The organism is Rhizobacter sp. P5_C2 (assembly GCF_054049715.1).
Window position 1 is genome coordinate 60,309 of sequence record NZ_JBFULV010000012.1, and the last position, 16,536, is coordinate 76,844.

Annotated in this window: 10 protein-coding genes; 4 read left to right on the forward strand and 6 right to left on the reverse strand. The window is 68.2% G+C overall.

Features of this window, described 5'->3' with window-relative positions; genetic code table 11:
* Positions 1-6: 6 nt before the first annotated feature.
* Both ACXJLU_RS06350 and ACXJLU_RS06355 read right to left on the reverse strand, forming a co-directional pair.
* A complete protein-coding gene (locus ACXJLU_RS06350) occupies positions 7-1,920 on the reverse strand; it encodes an EAL domain-containing protein (protein WP_457329598.1) in 1,914 nt (637 codons plus the stop codon).
* Positions 1,921-1,942: 22 nt separating this feature from the next.
* Positions 1,943-2,614 (reverse strand): transglutaminase-like cysteine peptidase, encoded by a 672-nt coding sequence (locus ACXJLU_RS06355; RefSeq protein WP_457329628.1) that lies wholly within the window; start codon positions 2,612-2,614, stop codon positions 1,943-1,945.
* A gap of 284 nt (positions 2,615-2,898) precedes the next feature.
* Here ACXJLU_RS06355 and ACXJLU_RS06360 point away from each other — a divergent pair, with 284 nt between their 5' ends.
* Positions 2,899-4,731: a TolC family outer membrane protein gene (locus tag ACXJLU_RS06360; protein ID WP_457329599.1), complete on the forward strand. Its 1,833-nt coding sequence runs from the start codon at positions 2,899-2,901 to the stop codon at positions 4,729-4,731.
* A gap of 663 nt (positions 4,732-5,394) precedes the next feature.
* On the opposite strand, the gene lpdA is transcribed toward ACXJLU_RS06360, so the two are convergent.
* Genes lpdA through aceE form a run of 4 tightly spaced genes read right to left on the reverse strand, consistent with a single transcriptional unit; the run spans position 5,395 to position 12,248 of the window.
* Positions 5,395-7,212, reverse strand: coding sequence for a dihydrolipoyl dehydrogenase (gene lpdA, locus ACXJLU_RS06365; RefSeq protein ID WP_457329600.1), 1,818 nt, complete (start codon positions 7,210-7,212; stop codon positions 5,395-5,397).
* Between the two features lie 2 nt (positions 7,213-7,214).
* Positions 7,215-7,793 carry an Ntn hydrolase family protein gene (locus tag ACXJLU_RS06370; protein ID WP_457329602.1) on the reverse strand — a complete coding sequence of 193 codons (579 nt, stop codon included), beginning with the start codon at positions 7,791-7,793 and terminating at the stop codon, positions 7,215-7,217.
* A gap of 13 nt (positions 7,794-7,806) precedes the next feature.
* Positions 7,807-9,507 (reverse strand): dihydrolipoyllysine-residue acetyltransferase, encoded by a 1,701-nt coding sequence (gene aceF, locus ACXJLU_RS06375; protein WP_457329603.1) that lies wholly within the window; start codon positions 9,505-9,507, stop codon positions 7,807-7,809.
* A gap of 35 nt (positions 9,508-9,542) precedes the next feature.
* Positions 9,543-12,248: a pyruvate dehydrogenase (acetyl-transferring), homodimeric type gene (gene aceE / locus ACXJLU_RS06380; RefSeq protein WP_457329604.1), complete on the reverse strand. Its 2,706-nt coding sequence runs from the start codon at positions 12,246-12,248 to the stop codon at positions 9,543-9,545.
* Between the two features lie 158 nt (positions 12,249-12,406).
* On the opposite strand from aceE, the gene ACXJLU_RS06385 reads away from it, so the two are divergent.
* The 3 genes from ACXJLU_RS06385 to folD all read left to right on the forward strand — a co-directional run bounded on the left by ACXJLU_RS06385 (position 12,407) and on the right by folD (position 16,521).
* Positions 12,407-14,965 carry a PAS domain S-box protein gene (locus ACXJLU_RS06385; protein WP_073467463.1) on the forward strand — a complete coding sequence of 853 codons (2,559 nt, stop codon included), beginning with the start codon at positions 12,407-12,409 and terminating at the stop codon, positions 14,963-14,965.
* A gap of 10 nt (positions 14,966-14,975) precedes the next feature.
* On the forward strand, positions 14,976-15,599 hold the full coding sequence (locus ACXJLU_RS06390) for a response regulator transcription factor (protein ID WP_047510729.1): 624 nt from the start codon (positions 14,976-14,978) through the stop codon (positions 15,597-15,599).
* Positions 15,600-15,660: 61 nt separating this feature from the next.
* Entirely contained in the window at positions 15,661-16,521 is an 861-nt protein-coding gene (gene folD, locus ACXJLU_RS06395) for a bifunctional methylenetetrahydrofolate dehydrogenase/methenyltetrahydrofolate cyclohydrolase FolD (protein ID WP_457329605.1), read from the forward strand.
* Positions 16,522-16,536: the final 15 nt, after the last annotated feature.

Here is a 16,536-nt window from a genome sequence, read left to right on the forward strand (position 1 = left end):
TGCGGGTCAGGAGTTCTCGCTGATCCACGGCCCGGTGGCCCCGTCGATGCCGCAGTCCCACAGGCGCTGCGCATCGGCGGCGCTGCTGACGCCCTCGGCATACACCTGCAGCGACAGCCCGTGCAGCAGCGTCACCGTGCCGCGCACGAAGGCGGCGCGGTTCTCGTCGCTGCCCACGCCCTGCACGATGGCCGCGTCGAGCTTCACGTAGTCGAGCCCGGCCTCGAACAGCCGCGGGATCTTGCCCAGCCGCTCGCCGGCATGCTCGAGCCCGAGCCGGATGCCGGTCGGGCGCAGTTGCCGGCCCAGCTCCTGCAGCAGCCCGAAGTGCTCCACAGCCGCGCTCTCGGCCACCTCGAGCCAGATCAGCCGCGCCACCTGCGGCGCGTTCCACAGCAGCGCGCGCAGCCGCGCCGAGAAGCCGCTGTCGGACAGCGACGACGGCGACAGGTTCACGCAGCGCGGCTTGCCGTCGCGCGCCGCATCGCGCAGCGCGAGCGCGAGCGCGCATTCGTCGATGTCGACCGTGAGCCGGCTGCGGATCGCCAGCGGCAGCCAGCGCGCGGCCGGCTCGTACGTGCCGTTCGGCTCCAGTTGCAGGCGCAACGGGCACTCCAGGTGGATCAGGTCCTTGCGCACGTTGACCAGCGGGAAGCTGACCAGGTGGGCGCGCTGCTGCCCGATCGCGTCGCGGATGCGCTGGCGCCACGCGCCCTCGCCCAGCATCGCGACGCTCGGGCCGCCCTCGCCGCCCAGCTCCACCGCGAACGGGCCGCGGCTCTCGGCCCGCGCCAGCGCGGCGTCGGCCTCGCTCATCACCTGGGCCATCGTCATCTCGCGGCGCAGTTCGACCGCGCCGACGCTGACGCCCGCTTCGGCGCTGAGGTTCGGCAGCACCAGGCTCAGCGCGTCGGCCAGCGCCTGCGCGGTCTCGCGTGCCATGCCGGCCACCGGCAGGCACAGCGCGAAGTCGGAGCCGTTCAGGCGGCCGATGAAGCAGCCCTTCACGCGGTCGCCGTACGGCCGCAGCGCCTGCGCCACGGTGGTGATCATGCGGTCGGTCTCGGCATGGCCGAGCGCACGGTTCAGGTCGGCGAGGTCCAGCATGCGCAGCAGCACCAGCCCGCCCTCGGCGGTGCCGTCCTCGCGCTGCAGCGTCACCGCCAGCTGGCCGAGAAAGTGCGCCCGGTTCGACAGGCCGGTCAGCCGATCGCAGTTGGCCTGCTGGCGCAGCCCTTCCAGCTGCTCGGCCTGTGCCTGGAACGTGATGCGCAGCCGCCCCACCATCGTGTTCATCGCCTGCGTCACGCGGCGCAGTTCGGGCACGCCGGGCTCGGGCACGGTGACGAACTCGCCGCGCACCAGCGCCTGCGCCTGGCCCACCACCGAATCGAGCGGCCGGCGGATGCGCTGGACCACCAGCGTGCCCACCCCGCCCGCCAGCAGCCCGACCAGCCCGAGCGCCAGCGCCGACCACAGGCTGCTGCGCCACAGCTCGTCGTGCGCATAGCCGCTCTGGCTGATCAGCTCGACGCGGCCGAGCGCGCGCCAGCCGTCGGACACCTGGGCCACGCCGGGCTCGGCGCTGATCGGCACCAGGCGAACGAACCAGCCGGGCGCCTCGCGAGGAGCGCCGGAGGTCTCGCGCTGGAACGCGACGCTGCCATCGCTCGCGACGAAGCGGATGCGGCTGTAGTAGCCGCTGTCGAACTGCGCCGACAGCAGCAGGTTCATCAGCTCCTTGTCGCCATGCTGCTGCGACAGCGCGAGCGCGAGCGCGGTCGCGTTGTCGGTGTTCTTCACGCCGAGCTGCGTCTGCAGGTAGCCGCGCGCCGATTCGACCGCGACGGTCACGCTGCCGGCGAAGGCGAGCAGCACCGTGCCCAGCAGCAGCAACCAGATCTGACGAATCAGCGACATGCTCTCTCCCTCGTTCGGAAACTCATTGGAACCCCTCGGCACGTGCCTTCGCAAGCACTTCGCGCCAGCGCGACAGGCGCACCGACGGATCGCCCGCGGCCTGTGCGCCGACGCCCTGCCACAGGCCGTCGCTGTTGAAGCTGAAGACGGGGGTCAGGTCCGGGCGCCGCGAGGCGGGGCGCACGTCGGTGATCAGGTTGTCGAGAATCAGCGGCTCGGCGTCGGGGGCGGCGTACCACGCGAGCACCATGTGCGCCTGCACGACGCCGTTCGGCCCGCCGATCTGCGCGCGCACGTAGACGAGCCGCAGCTTGGCGGTCGGCACGCCGAGCGCGAGCAGGCTGAAGTACTTCGCGATCGCGTAGTCCTCGCAGTCGCCGGCGCCCTTGCCCAGCGTCTCGAGCGGGCTGGCCCAGTAGTCGACCTGGCCCCAGACCTCGGTGTCGTCGCGGAACAGCACGCGGCGGTTGAAGAACTCGTTGACCGCCTGCAGCCTGGCCGGCTCGTCCAGCGCCTGGGCGGCGGCCAGCATCGGCTGCAGCGCGCGCACGCCATCGACCGCGCGCGGCGAGATGCGCTGCGCGGCGGTCAACATGCGGTCGGCGTCCCATGCGCCCGACGGCATGCCCGCGAGCACGAGCGCCACCGCCATCGCCCACGCGACGATGCCGCGGCGTGGCCGGCGGCAAGACATCACGTCGGGATTCGGTTCAGCGCTGTGCAAGTGCATCCAATGGAGTAGGCCCGACCTAAGGATGTCGTCATCGTGCGCGTTGACTTGAGTTCCCCCCGCCATGACGCAACGGAGCCCTGCAGTCTGTGAGAACTTGTTGCAAAAACGCTGCTCTCTGTACGGGTTGCGTGAAATACTGTCTCTGCCCCGGTGTCGCCCTGACCCGCCCGGGGGAGCAGTTGTAGCGCGGCCACTACACTCCCATCGAGTTTCACGATGGGTTCGCTCAGAGAGACAGGATCACGATGCAGTTGAAGACCAAGCGCTTGCTCACCACCGCCGCTGCCGCACTGGCGTGCACCGGCCCCGCCCTCGCGCAGAGCAACGACGCCTTGAAGGCAGCCGCCCAGAAGGCGGTCTCCTCCAACCCGGACGTCACCGGCCGTTTCAATGCCTACCGCGCCGCATCCGATGCGATCGATGCATCGCGCGGCGGCTTCTACCCCCGCCTCGACCTGAGCGCCAACGTCGGCCGCGATCGCGACAGCATCGATTCGCGCACGCCCGAGAGCCAGTCGATCAGCCGCAGCGGCGCCGCACTGACGCTGACGCAGCTGCTGTGGGACGGGCTGGGCACCAGCAAGGACGTGAGCCGCCTCGGCCACGAACGGCTGGCCCGCTACTTCGAGGTGGTCGACGTCACCGAGCAGACCGCGCTCGAGGCGGCCCGCGCCTACTACGACGTGCTGCGCTACCGCCGCCTGGTGACGCTGGCCGAAGACAACTTCGTGCAGCACCGCGGCGCCTTCAACCAGATCAATTCGCGCGTGCGCGCCGGCGTCGGCCGCGGGGTCGACCTCGAGCAGGCTGCCGCGCGGCTCGCGCTGGCCGAATCCAACCTGTCGACCGAGGTGTCGAACCTGCACGACGTGTCGGCCCGCTACCAGCGCGTGGTCGGCGAGGCGCCGCCGGCGTCGCTGCCGCTGCCCGCGCCGCTGCGCCAGGCGATCCCCGCGACCGCGAACGATGCAGCGGCCGAGGCGATCCGCCGCAGCCCGACGATCAGCGCCACGGTCGAATCGCTGCGCTCGGCGCGCTCGCTGGTCTCGCTGCGCGAGAGCGCCTACCAGCCGAAGGTCGAAGCCCGCGTGCGCGCCGGGGCCGGCCGCAACTTCGACGGCGTGCAGGACCAGCGCCGCGACAGCACCGCCGAGATCGTGCTGAACTGGAACCTGTTCAACGGCGGCTCCGACCAGGCCCGCGTGCGCCAGCAGACCAAGCTGCTGACGCAGGCCGAAGACCAGCGCGACAAGGCCTGCCGCGACGTGCGCCAGGTCGTGGCGATCGCCTACAACGACACCCGCAAGCTGGTCGACCAGCTGAACTACCTCGACCGCAACACGATCGCGATCGAGAAGGCACGCGACGCCTACCGCCAGCAGTTCGACATCGGCCAGCGCAGCCTGCTCGATCTGTTGAACGCCGAGAACGAGCTGTACACCGCCAAGCGCTCGTACGCGAATGCCGAATACGACCTGGGCATCGCCTACGTGCGCACGCAGGCGTCGATGAACCAGCTGAGCGCACAGCTCGGGCTGGCGCGCGACCAGAGCGCGCCCGAGGCGCCGGACGACGCGAGCGGCTGGTCGGCCGACGGTGATGCGCCGACGCGCTGCCCGGCCGACACCATCGTGTCGCCGCCGATCGATTTCGAGGCGCTGTCGAAGCGGGCTGTCTCGGGCACCGCGCCGGCGACGCCGATCGCGGGGGGCGTCTCGACGCCGGCGGTGGTGGCTGCGCCCGCAGGCAGTACACCGCTGCCGCGCCTGAACGACTGGGCGGCGGCCTGGGAGGCCAAGGACCTGCCGCGCTACCTCGGCTTCTACGCGCCCGGCTTCACGCCGGCGCAAGGCTCGGTCGCCGCCTGGAAGGCACGCCGCCAGGCGATGCTGTCGAAGACCGGCCCGCTCGGCGTGAAGCTCGAGAACATCGATGTGAAGCCGATGGGCCCGGGCGTCACGCAGACCCGCTTCAAGCAGACGTATCAGTCGAACGGCTATTCCGACGTCGCGATGAAGTCGGTGACCTGGCAGCTGATCGACGGGCAGTGGTTCATCACCAGAGAGAGCAACCTCTGAGTTCTGTCTGGCGCGCCTCGGCGCGTCGCGGCGGGTGAGGGGATGGGCTGGGGGCTCATGCCGAGGCGGTCGGCCCTGGCGGGCCGACTCCACGAAGAAGCTCGGCTCCGTGGGTGCATCGCCAAACTCCCTCCACTCACTTCGTTCGTTGTGGTCAAACAGTGGCGATGAGTCAGTCTACGAAGCGCGCTGGCGCGCGCCACCCCCGAAGCCAAGCTTCTTCGTCGCCTCAGAAATCGCCCCCAGCCCATCCCCTCACCCGCCGCTAACCACCAGCCGCTCTTGTTGGGGGGGAAAAGACTGAAGTGACCGACGAGCACGCGAGCGCCCGCGCGCTCGTCGGTCACTTCAGTCTTTTCCCCCAAACACAGAGGGGCGGTGCCCGCAAAGGCGCGGGTGGGGAGGCTGTGGAGCGCCAATAGGGACGGGGCGCCGGAGCTGGCTGGTTTCATGGCCCCGCGCGCAGCGCGATCGTGAACTGACTGTCGCCGACTGTTTGACCACAACGAACGAAGTGAGTGGCGGGAGTTTCGGCGACGGGCCATGAAACCAGTCAGCGGAGGGAAGTCTTCGCCCCGAGAGGGGCGAAGACCGCACCGGCCGGCGAGCCACAGCCTCCCCACCCGCGCCTTTGCAAGCGCAGACGCGCGAACAACAAGGAACCTACCGCTTCACAGGAGGCAAGTCGGTGCAGGCGCCTTCAAAGGCCTCGGCCGCCAAACCGATCGTCTCGCCGAGCGTCGGGTGCGGGTGGATCGTGCGGCCGATGTCCACCGCATCCGCCCCCATCTCGATCGCCAGCGCAATCTCGCCGACCATGTCGCCCGCATGCGTGCCGACGATGCCGCCACCGACGATCGCGTGCGTCGTCTCGTCGAACAGCAGCTTCGTGAAGCCCTCGTCGCGGGTGTTCGCGATCGCCCGGCCCGAGGCGTTCCACGGGAACAAGCCCTTCTTGACCTTCAGCCCCTGGGCCTTGGCTTCGTCTTCGGTCACGCCGACCCACGCTACTTCCGGATCGGTGTAGGCCACGCTCGGGATCACGCGCGCGATGAACGTGGTCTTCGCGAGGTGGTCGTCGCCGAGTTGCTCACCGGCCGCGACCTCGGCCGCCACATGCCCCTCATGCGTCGCCTTGTGCGCCAGCATCGGCTGGCCGACGATGTCGCCGATCGCGAAGATGTGCGGCACGTTGGTGCGCATCTGCACGTCGACCGGGATGAAGCCGCGCTCGCCGACCACCACGCCGGCCTTGTCGGCACCGATGCGCTTGCCGTTCGGCACGCGGCCCACCGCCTGCAGCACCAGGTCGTACAGCTGCGGCTCCTTCGGCGCGCCCTCGCCCTCGAAGCGCACCAGGATGCCGTCCTTCGTCGCCTCGGCGCCGACGGTCTTCGTCTTCAGCATGATGTTGTCGAAGCGCGGCGCGTTCATCTTCTGCCACACCTTCACGAGGTCGCGGTCGGCGCCCTGCATCAGGCCATCGAGCATCTCGACCACGTCGAGCCGCGCGCCGAGCGACGAATACACCGTGCCCATCTCCAGCCCGATGATGCCGCCGCCGATGATCAGCATGCGCTTCGGGTTCTGGCGCAGCTCGAGCGCGCCGGTGGACGTGACGATGCGCGGATCGTCCTTCGGCAGGAACGGCAGCTTCACCGCCTCGGAGCCGGCCGCGATGATCGCGCGCTTGAAACGGATGGTCTGCGTGCCGCCTTTGGCGAGCGCGACGGTGATGTGGTGCGGGTCGGCGAACTCGGCCGTGCCCTGCACCACCGTCACCTTGCGCATCTTGGCCATCGCGGTCAGGCCGTTGGTCAGCTTGCCGACGACCTTTTCCTTGTGCTTGAGCAGCTTGCCGAGGTCGACGCTCGGGGCCTGGAAGCCGATGCCGAGTGAGTCGAAGTGCTTGACCTCGTCCATCACCGACGCGACGTGCAACAGCGCCTTCGACGGGATGCAGCCGACGTTCAGGCACACGCCGCCCAGCGTGGCGAAGCGCTCGATCATCACCGTCTTCAGGCCGAGGTCGGCGGCGCGGAACGCGGCCGAGTAGCCACCGGGGCCGGCACCGAGCACGAGCATGTCGCATTCGAGGTCGGCCGTGCCGGAGAAGCTGGAGGCCTGAGGTGCCGGCGTTGCCGGAGCCCCCTCCGTTCGCCCTGAGCTTGTCGAAGGGCTTGCAGGCGTGGCAGCGGCGGCCTTCGCGGCGGGGGCTTCGACAGGCTCAGCCCGAACGGATTCACTGGCTTCCAGCGACAGCATCACCGTCCCCTGGTTCACCACATCCCCCACCTTCACCTTGACGTCCTTCACGACGCCGGCATGCGACGACGGAATCTCCATCGAGGCCTTGTCGCTCTCCACCGTGATCAGCGACTGCTCCGCCTTCACCGTGTCGCCGGGCTTGACCAGCAGCTCGATGATGGCCACGTCCTTGAAGTCGCCGATGTCCGGGACCTTGATGTCGATCAGTGCCATGCTCAGTCTTTCGCCTTCAGTTTGATCGTGTGGGCCTTGATCGGCCCGGCCGAGTTCTTGTCGAATTCGCAGCCGGCGCGCACGCCCAGCTCGGCGATCTCGCGCGCCGTCAGCTTGCTGCCGTAAGCGGCGTACATCGCGCCAAGCGCGAACGCACGGCCCGAGCCGATCGCCCAGAAGCGATCGAACTCGAACACCTCGCGGTACGAGTACACGCCGTAGATGCCGGTCGCGTTGACGATCAGCGCGGTGAACTGCGAGCTCTCGTACGGGTCGGCGTCTTCTTCCTTCGGGTTCAGGAAGAAGGTCTCCTTCAGCTTCGGGTGCACCTTCAGGAAGGTGTCGAACACCTCGTCGCGCGAATGCAGCTTCAGGTCGTCGGGCGGCAGGCTGTTCAGCACCCGCCGCAGCACCGGGAAGTGCGCGGTGGTGCCGGCCATGCCGACCCACGAATCGCCGACACGGAACAGCTTCTCGTTCTCTTCGTAGCCGTGCGCCAGCCGCGTGTCCCCGAAGGTCACGAGGCTGTCGGACGCCAGCGCCACCTGGGTTCCCTTGCGAACCACCACCACGGTCGTCATGGCGTGGATCCGCTCAAAGCAGGACGCGGCGGAAGTCGGCCAGGATCTGCGCGAGGTAGGTGTTGAAGCGCGCGGCCGAGGCGCCGTCGATCACCCGGTGGTCCCAGCTCAGGCTCAACGGCAGGATCAGGCGCGGCTGGAAGGCCTTGCCGTCCCACACCGGGCGCGTCGCCGACTTGCACACGCCGAGGATCGCCACCTCGGGCGCGTTGATGATCGGCGTGAAGTAGGTGCCGCCGATGCCGCCCAGCGAGCTGATCGAGAAGCAGCCGCCGGTCATCTCGGCCGGTGCCAGCTTGCCCTCGCGCGCCTTGCCGGCGAGCTCGCTCATCTCCTTGCTGATCTGCAGGATGCCCTTCTTGTCGGCATCCCGGATCACCGGAACCATCAGCCCGTTCGGCGTGTCGGCCGCGAAGCCGACGTGCACGTACTGCTTCAGCACCAGCTGGTCGCCGTCGAGCGAGGCGTTGAACTCGGGGAACTTCTTCAGCGCCGCGACGCAGGCCTTGATCAGGAAGGCGAGCATCGTGACCTTGACGCCCGACTTCTCGTTCTCCTTGTTCAGCTGCACGCGGAACGCTTCGAGCTCGGTGATGTCGGCATCGTCATGGTTGGTGACGTGCGGGATCATCACCCAGTTGCGGTGCAGGTTGGCGCCGCTGATCTTCTTGATGCGCGAGAGGTCCTTGCGCTCGACCGGACCGAACTTGGTGAAGTCGACCTGCGGCCACGGCAGCAGGCCGGGGAAGCCGGCACCACCGGAAGCCGCCGCGCCGCCGGCCGGGGCCTTCGCTGCCTGCGCCTTGGTCTGCTGGCCGCCGGCCATCACGGTCTTCACGAAGGCCTGCACGTCGTCCTGCGTGATGCGGCCCTTGGGCCCGCTGCCCTTCACCTCTTCCAGCGGCACGCCGAGTTCGCGGGCGAACTTGCGGATGCTGGGGGAGGCGTGCGGGAGGTCGGTCTTGAGCACCGACGGCTCGTGGGCGGGAACTTCCGTTCGCACCGCACCACCGTCCGTTCGCCCTGAGCTTGTCGAAGGGTTGCTCGCGGCTTGCGCAGGGGCTTCGACAGGCTCAGCCCGAACGGGGGCGGGAGCGGCAGCCGCGGGCGCACTGCCGGCAGCGGCCTGCACCGTCGCGATCAGCGAGCCCTTCTTGACCTTGTCGCCGACCTTCACCTTCAGGTCCTTCACGACGCCTGCGTGCGAGGACGGGATCTCCATCGACGCCTTGTCGCTCTCGACCGTGATCAGCGATTGCTCGGCCTTGATCGTGTCGCCCGGCTTGATGAAGACCTCGATCACCGCGACCTCGTCGAAGTCGCCGATGTCGGGGATCACCACGTCGACCACTTCCGTTCGCACTGAGCTTGTCGAAGTGCCGCTCGCAGGTTGCGCAGGGGCTTCGACAGGCTCAGCCCGAACGGGGGTGGGCGCAGCCGCGGCGGTGGTGGGCGCTGCCGCAGCGGGAGGTGCTCCCGCCGCCTCGACCACCAGCAGCAACGTGCCCTCGTTGATCTTGTCGCCGAGCTTGACCTTCAGCTCCTTCACGACGCCCGCGTGCGACGACGGGATCTCCATCGAGGCCTTGTCGCTCTCCACCGTGACGAGCGACTGCTCGGCCTTCACGGTGTCGCCCGGCTTCACGAGCAACTCGATGATCTCGACATCCTTGAAGTCGCCGATGTCGGGGACTTTCACTTCCACCAATGCCATGCTGGGTCTCCGGCGTGTTCTTGTGGCGTAGCCGTTCAGGCGTACAGCGGGTTGATCTTGTCAGCGTTGATGCCGTACTTCTTGATGGCCTCGGCCACCTTGGCCGCCGGCACCGTGCCCTCGTCGGTCAGCGCCTTCAGCGCGGCGACGACGATGTAGTGGCGGTTCACCTCGAAGTGCTCGCGCAGCTTGCTGCGGAAATCGCTGCGGCCGAACCCGTCGGTGCCCAGCACCTTGTAGCTGCGGCCCTTCGGGATGAAGGCGCGGATCTGGTCGGCGTAGTTCTTCATGTAGTCGGTCGACGCGATCACCGGCCCGGCGTACTTGTCGAGCTGCTGCGCGACGAAGGGCACGCGCGGTGTCTCGGTCGGGTGCAGCAGGTTCCAGCGGTCGCAGTCCTGGCCGTCGCGCGCCAGCTCGTTGAAGCTCGGGCAGCTCCAGATGTTGGCCGACACGCCCCAGTCCTTGGACAGCAGCTCCTTCGCGGCGATCGACTCGCGCAGGATCGTGCCCGAGCCGAGCAGGTTCACGCGCGGGGTCTTCTTCGCGCCCTCTTCCAGCAGGTACATGCCCTTGATGATCTGCTCTTCGGTGCCGGCCTTCAGGCCCGGCATCGGGTAGTTCTCGTTCAGCAGCGTCAGGTAGTAGTAGACGTTCTCCTGCTTCTCGACCATGCGCTTCAGGCCATGGTGCAGGATCACGCCGACCTCGTGCGCGAAGGTCGGGTCGTAGCTGATGCAGTTCGGGATCGTGCCGGCCAGGATGTGGCTGTGGCCGTCTTCGTGCTGCAGGCCTTCGCCGTTCAGCGTCGTGCGGCCCGAGGTGCCGCCCAGCAGGAAGCCGCGCGCCTGCATGTCGCCGGCGGCCCAGGCCAGGTCGCCGATGCGCTGGAAGCCGAACATCGAGTAGTACACGTAGAACGGCACCATGATGCGGTTGTTCGTCGAGTACGACGTGGCCGCGGCGATCCAGCTGCTCATGCCGCCGGCCTCGTTGATGCCTTCCTGCAGGATCTGGCCGGCCTTGTCCTCGCGGTAGTACATCACCTGGTCCTTGTCGACCGGCGTGTACTGCTGCCCCGCGGGGTTGTAGATGCCGATCTGGCGGAACAGGCCTTCCATGCCGAAGGTGCGCGCCTCGTCGACGAGGATGGGCACCGCGCGCGGGCCGAGTTCCTTGTCGCGCAGCAGCTGCGTCAGGAAGCGCACGTAGGCCTGCGTGGTCGAGATCTCGCGCCCTTCGGCGGTCGGCTCGAGCACCGCCTTGAAGGTCTCCAGGTCGGGCACCTTCAGTTGCTCGTCAGCCTTGGTGCGGCGGTGCGGCAGGTAGCCGCCCAGCGCCTTGCGGCGGGCGTGCAGGTACTGCATCTCCGGCGTGTCGTCGGCCGGCTTGTAGAACGGGATCTCGGCGAGCTTGTCGTCCGGGATCGGGATGTTGAAGCGGTCGCGGAAGGCGCGCACGTCGTCGTCGACCAGCTTCTTGGTCTGGTGGGCGGTGTTCTTGCCTTCGCCGATCTTGCCCATGCCGAAGCCCTTGACGGTCTTGATCAGCATCACCGTCGGCTGGCCCTTGTGCTTGGTCGCGCGGTCGTACGCGGCATAGACCTTGTGCGGATCGTGGCCGCCGCGCTGCAGGCGCCAGACCTCGTCGTCGCTCATCTTCGCGACCATCTCGAGCATCTTCGGATGGCGGCCGAAGAAGTTCTTGCGCACGAACGCGCCGTCGTTCGCCTTGAAGGCCTGGTAGTCGCCGTCGACGGTGTCCATCATCACCTTGCGCAGGATGCCGTCCTTGTCCTTCGCGAGCAGCGGATCCCAGTAGCTGCCCCACAGCAGCTTGATGACGTTCCAGCCGGCACCGCGGAACTCGCCTTCGAGCTCCTGGATGATCTTGCCGTTGCCGCGCACCGGGCCGTCCAGGCGCTGCAGGTTGCAGTTGACGACGAAGATCAGGTTGTCGAGCTTCTCGCGCGCGGCCAGGCCGATCGCGCCGAGCGATTCGGGTTCGTCCATCTCGCCGTCGCCGCAGAACACCCACACCTTGCGGTTCTCGGTGTTCGCGATGCCGCGGGCATGCAGGTACTTCAGGAAGCGCGCCTGGTAGATCGCCATCAGCGGGCCCAGGCCCATCGAGACGGTCGGGAACTGCCAGAACTCGGGCATCAGCTTCGGGTGCGGGTAGCTCGAGATGCCCTTGCCGTCGACCTCCTGGCGGAAGTTCAGCAGCTGCTCCTCGGTCAGCCGGCCTTCCATGTACGCGCGGGCGTAGACGCCGGGCGACGAGTGGCCCTGGATGTACAGCAGGTCGCCGCCATGGCCTTCGCTCTCGGCATGCCAGAAGTGGTTGAAGCCGGTGCCGAACATCGTCGCGAGCGACGCGAACGACGAGATGTGGCCGCCCAGGTCGCCGCCGTCGGCCGGGTGCAGGCGGTTCGCCTTGACCACCATCGCCATCGCGTTCCAGCGCATGTAGGCGCGCAGGCGCTCCTCGATGTCGACGTTGCCGGGGGAATGCTCCTCCTGGTCGACCGGGATGGTGTTGACGTACGCGGTGTTCGCGGAGAACGGCACGTCGATGCCGGCCTGCCGGGCGTGGTCGATCAGCTGCTCGAGCAGGAAATGCGCGCGCTCACCGCCTTCGGCACCGATCACCGCCGACAGGGCGTCCAGCCATTCGCGGGTTTCCTGCGAGTCGGCATCGTTCGCCGATGCGCCGAGGAAAGACTCCGGGTTTGCAGCCATGCTTGTCTCCGTAAGGTTCAACTTTTTTGGGGCGGCGGCAGTGTCGCACAACTCAAAAAGCTTTCCAAATTGCGCGAGATCGTTTCGTATTGTGGGATTTCCTGATGCCCGGGTCCCTCCGGACGGGCACATCCGGGCCTGCCCTCGATAATCGCTCCATGCATCCGTTGAACAACCCTCCTCCGCGCAGTGCCCCTCTTCCCGGTGCGGCGCAGAGAATGTTCGGCCTCTGGTGGCGGCGCCAGTCGCTCGCCCGCCAGGACCGCTTCGCGACGCTGGGTCCGCTGGTGTCGGTGCTGCTGTTCCTGGCGGCGATCATCCTGGCCTTCTGGTACCTGCGCAACGAGGAATTCGAGCGTGAGCAGGAATCGGTCAAGCGCGACACCGAGATCGCGCAGCAGCAGATCCGGCTGCGGCTGATCGAGAACCAGGAGCAGCTGGTGCGCATCGCGCGCGAGATCGCGACCCGCACCATCGACCAGGACGAGTTCCTCGGCCAGGCCGCCAGCTTCACGCGCGAGCGCCCCGAGATCACGAACCTGATCTGGGTCGGCGCCAACCGCGCCCGCCGCGCCGGCTACGCCGCCACCGGCTTCCACCCCGAAAGCGGCTTCGGCGGCGAGGAGAGCAGCACCTCGGTGCCCAAGGAAGGCGCGAAGACCGGGCCCGAGGCCGCCTTCACCGCGGCGCGCGACCTGCGCCAGCCGGTGTACTCGCGCCCGTTCACCGACCTGTACGGCGCCGCGGTGTTCCAGGTGCAGGTGCCGCTGCTCGACCGCAGCGCGTTCTCGGGCACGCTGATCGCCGAGTACTCGATCGAGTCGCTGATGCGCTACTTCATCCCGGCCGAGGTCTCGACGCGCCATTCGGTGACGCTGGTCGACAGCCAGGACCGCGTGCTCGCGAGCACCGTGACGCCGATGCCCGGCCAGCAGAACCGCCGCTCGGCCACCACCATCGTGCACGACGTGCCGCTCGCGCCGGCCGGCAACGGCCTGGTGCTGCGCGGCCAGGGCTACCGCACCTCGATCGGGCTGATCAGCAACACGCTGTTCTGGATGGTCGCCGCGCTGTCGGTGCTGACGGTGTGGATGCTGCTCGGCACCTGGCGCCACATGCGCCGGCGGCTGCAGATCCAGAGCACGCTGGTGTCGGAGACGAACTTCCGGCGCGCGATGGAAAACTCGATGCTGACCGGCATGCGCGCGATGGACATGGAAGGCCGCATCACCTACGTGAACCCGGCCTTCTGCGCGATGACCGGCTTCAGCGAGGCCGAGCTGATCGGCCGCGTGCCGCCCTTCCCGCACTGGCCGCCGGAGCGCATCGACGAGAACACCCGCCTGCTGCAGCAGGAGCTGCAGGGCCGCAGCCCCGCCGGCGGCATCGAGGTGAAGGTGATGCGCAAGGACGAATCGCAGTTCGACGCGCGCATGTACGTCTCGCCGCTGATCGACCCGAAAGGGCTGCAGACCGGCTGGATGACCTCGATGACCAACATCACCGAAGCCAAGCGGGTGCGCGACCAGCTGTCGGCCTCGCACGAGCGCTTCACCACCGTGCTCGAGGGGCTGGATGCCGCGGTGTCGGTGCTGTCGGTGCAGCAGGGCGAGCTGCTGTTCGCGAACCGCTCGTACCGGCTGTGGTTCGGCGCCGATGCGCGCGGCCATGCGCTGCTGGCCGGCGGCGACCCCGGGCTGCCGGTGATCGGCGGGCTCTCGGCCTTCGGCGACGACGGCGATTCGGTCGACAGCTTCGGCGGCCTGCCGACGCAGGAGCTGACCGAGGTCGGCTCCGACGCGCGCGAGGTCTTCATCGAGCCGCTGCAGAAGTGGTTCGACGTGCGCGCGCGCTACCTGCAGTGGACCGACGGGCGGCTCGCGCAGATGCTGATCGCCACCGACATCACCGGCCGCCGCAATGCCGAGACGCAGGCCGCACAGCAGGCCGAGAAGGCGCAGGTGACGAGCCGGCTGGTGACGATGGGCGAGATGGCCTCGTCGGTCGCGCACGAGCTGAACCAGCCGCTGACCGCGATCACAAACTACTGCAACGGCATGGTCTCGCGCGTGAAGGGCGACGCGATCCAGAAGGACGACCTGATCGCCGCGCTCGAGAAGACCGCCCGCCAGGCCGAACGCGCCGGGCAGATCATCCGGCGCATCCGCGCCTTCGTGAAGCGCAGCGAGCCGCAGCGCCAGCCGGCACAGGCGCAGAGCATCATCGAAGACGCGGTGGAGCTGGCCAACATCGAGCTGCGCCGGCGCAACGTGGCGGTGCACGTCTACGTCGCGCAGCGCCTGCCGACGCTGATGGTCGACCCGATCCTGATCGAGCAGGTGGTGCTGAACCTGCTGAAGAACGCGGCCGAGGCGATCGACATGGCGCAGCTGCCGCAGTCGCGCCGCAACATCGAGATGCGCGTGGTGCCCAAGCACACGCCCGAAGAAGGCGGCGTGATCGAGTTCAGCGTGACCGACAACGGCCCCGGGCTGAAGGAGGAAGTGATCGCGCGGCTCTACGAGGCCTTCTTCTCGACCAAGGCCGAAGGCCTGGGCATCGGGTTGTCCCTGTGCCGCTCGATCATCGAGAGCCACCGCGGCCGTATCCGGGCACAGAACCTCTACAATGGCGACCTCGCCGTCGGGTGCCGCTTCAGCTTCACGCTGCCTGTGGAAACCGCCAAATCTGCCGGCCTGGAGCCGGCGCTGCCATGAGACTGCTTCGATGAGCTTGATCCCGAAAAAAGGCACGGTCTATGTGGTCGACGACGACGAAGCCGTGCGCGACTCGTTGCAGTGGCTGCTCGAGGGCAAGGACTACCGCGTCAAGTGCTTCGATTCCTCCGAATCGTTCCTGTCCCGCTTCGATCCCCGCGAGGTCGCCTGCCTGATCGCCGACATCCGCATGGACGGCATGAGCGGCCTCGAACTGCAAGACCGCCTGCTCGAGCGCAAGTCGCCGCTGCCGGTCGTCTTCATTACCGGCCACGGCGACGTGCCGATGGCGGTCACGACGATGAAGAAGGGCGCGATGGACTTCATCGAGAAACCCTTCAAGGAAGAAGAACTGCTCGGCCTCGTCGAGCGCATGCTCGACCAGGCCCGCAGTGCGTTCTCGCACCACCAGGAAGCCGCCAGCCGCGATGCGCTGCTGTCGCGCCTGACCACCCGCGAGGCGCAGGTGCTCGAGCGCATCGTCGCCGGCCGGCTCAACAAGCAGATCGCCGACGACCTGGGCATCAGCATCAAGACGGTCGAGGCGCACCGCGCCAACATCATGGAGAAGCTGAATGCCAACACGGTGGCCGACCTGCTGAAGATCGCCCTGGGCGCGCAAGCCAAGGCCTGACACCCGCCCCATCCCGAAGGCCGCTACCGAAGCGGCCTTTTTCGTTTCTGGAGCCCACCCCATGACCGCACAACTGATCGACGGCAACGCCCTCGCCAAGCAGGTTCGCGCCGAGGTCGCGCAACGCGCCGCCGCCCTCACCGCCCGCGGCCACCGGCCCGGCCTGGCGGTGATCCTGGTCGGCGACGACCCGGCCTCGCAGGTCTACGTGAAGCACAAGGTCAACGACTGCGAGACCAGCGGCGTGCGCTCGGTGCTCGAGAAGTACGACGCCTCGCTGCCCGAGACCGAGCTGCTGGCGCGCATCGCCGCGCTGAACGCCGATCCGGCGATCCACGGCATCCTGGTGCAGATGCCGCTGCCCAGGCACATCGATCCGCAGAAGGTCATCGAGGCGATCTCGCCGCTGAAGGACGTCGACGGCTTCCACGTGCAGAGCGCCGGCGCACTGATGGTTGGCCGCCCGGGCTTCCTGCCATGCACGCCGTACGGCTGCATGAAGCTGATCGCCACGACCAGCCTCGGCACCGACCTGCGCGGCAAGACCGCGGTGGTGATCGGCCGCAGCAACACCGTCGGCAAGCCGATGGCCCTGCTGCTCTTGCAGGCCAACGCCACCGTCACCATCTGCCACAGCGGGACGCCCGACATCGGCCTTCACACGCGCCAGGCCGATGTCGTCGTCGCGGCGGTCGGCAAGCGCAATGTGCTCACCGCCGGCATGGTCAAGCCGGGCGCGGTGGTGATCGACGTGGGCATGAACCGCAAGGATGACGGCAAGCTCGCCGGCGATGTGGATTTCGACGGCGTCTCGCACGTGGCAGGCTGGATCACGCCGGTACCGGGTGGCGTCGGACCCATGACCCGTGCGATGCTCCTGGTCAACACCCTGGAGGCCGCGGAGCGATTCGCGCAGGGTTGAAACCTTGAAAGGGAG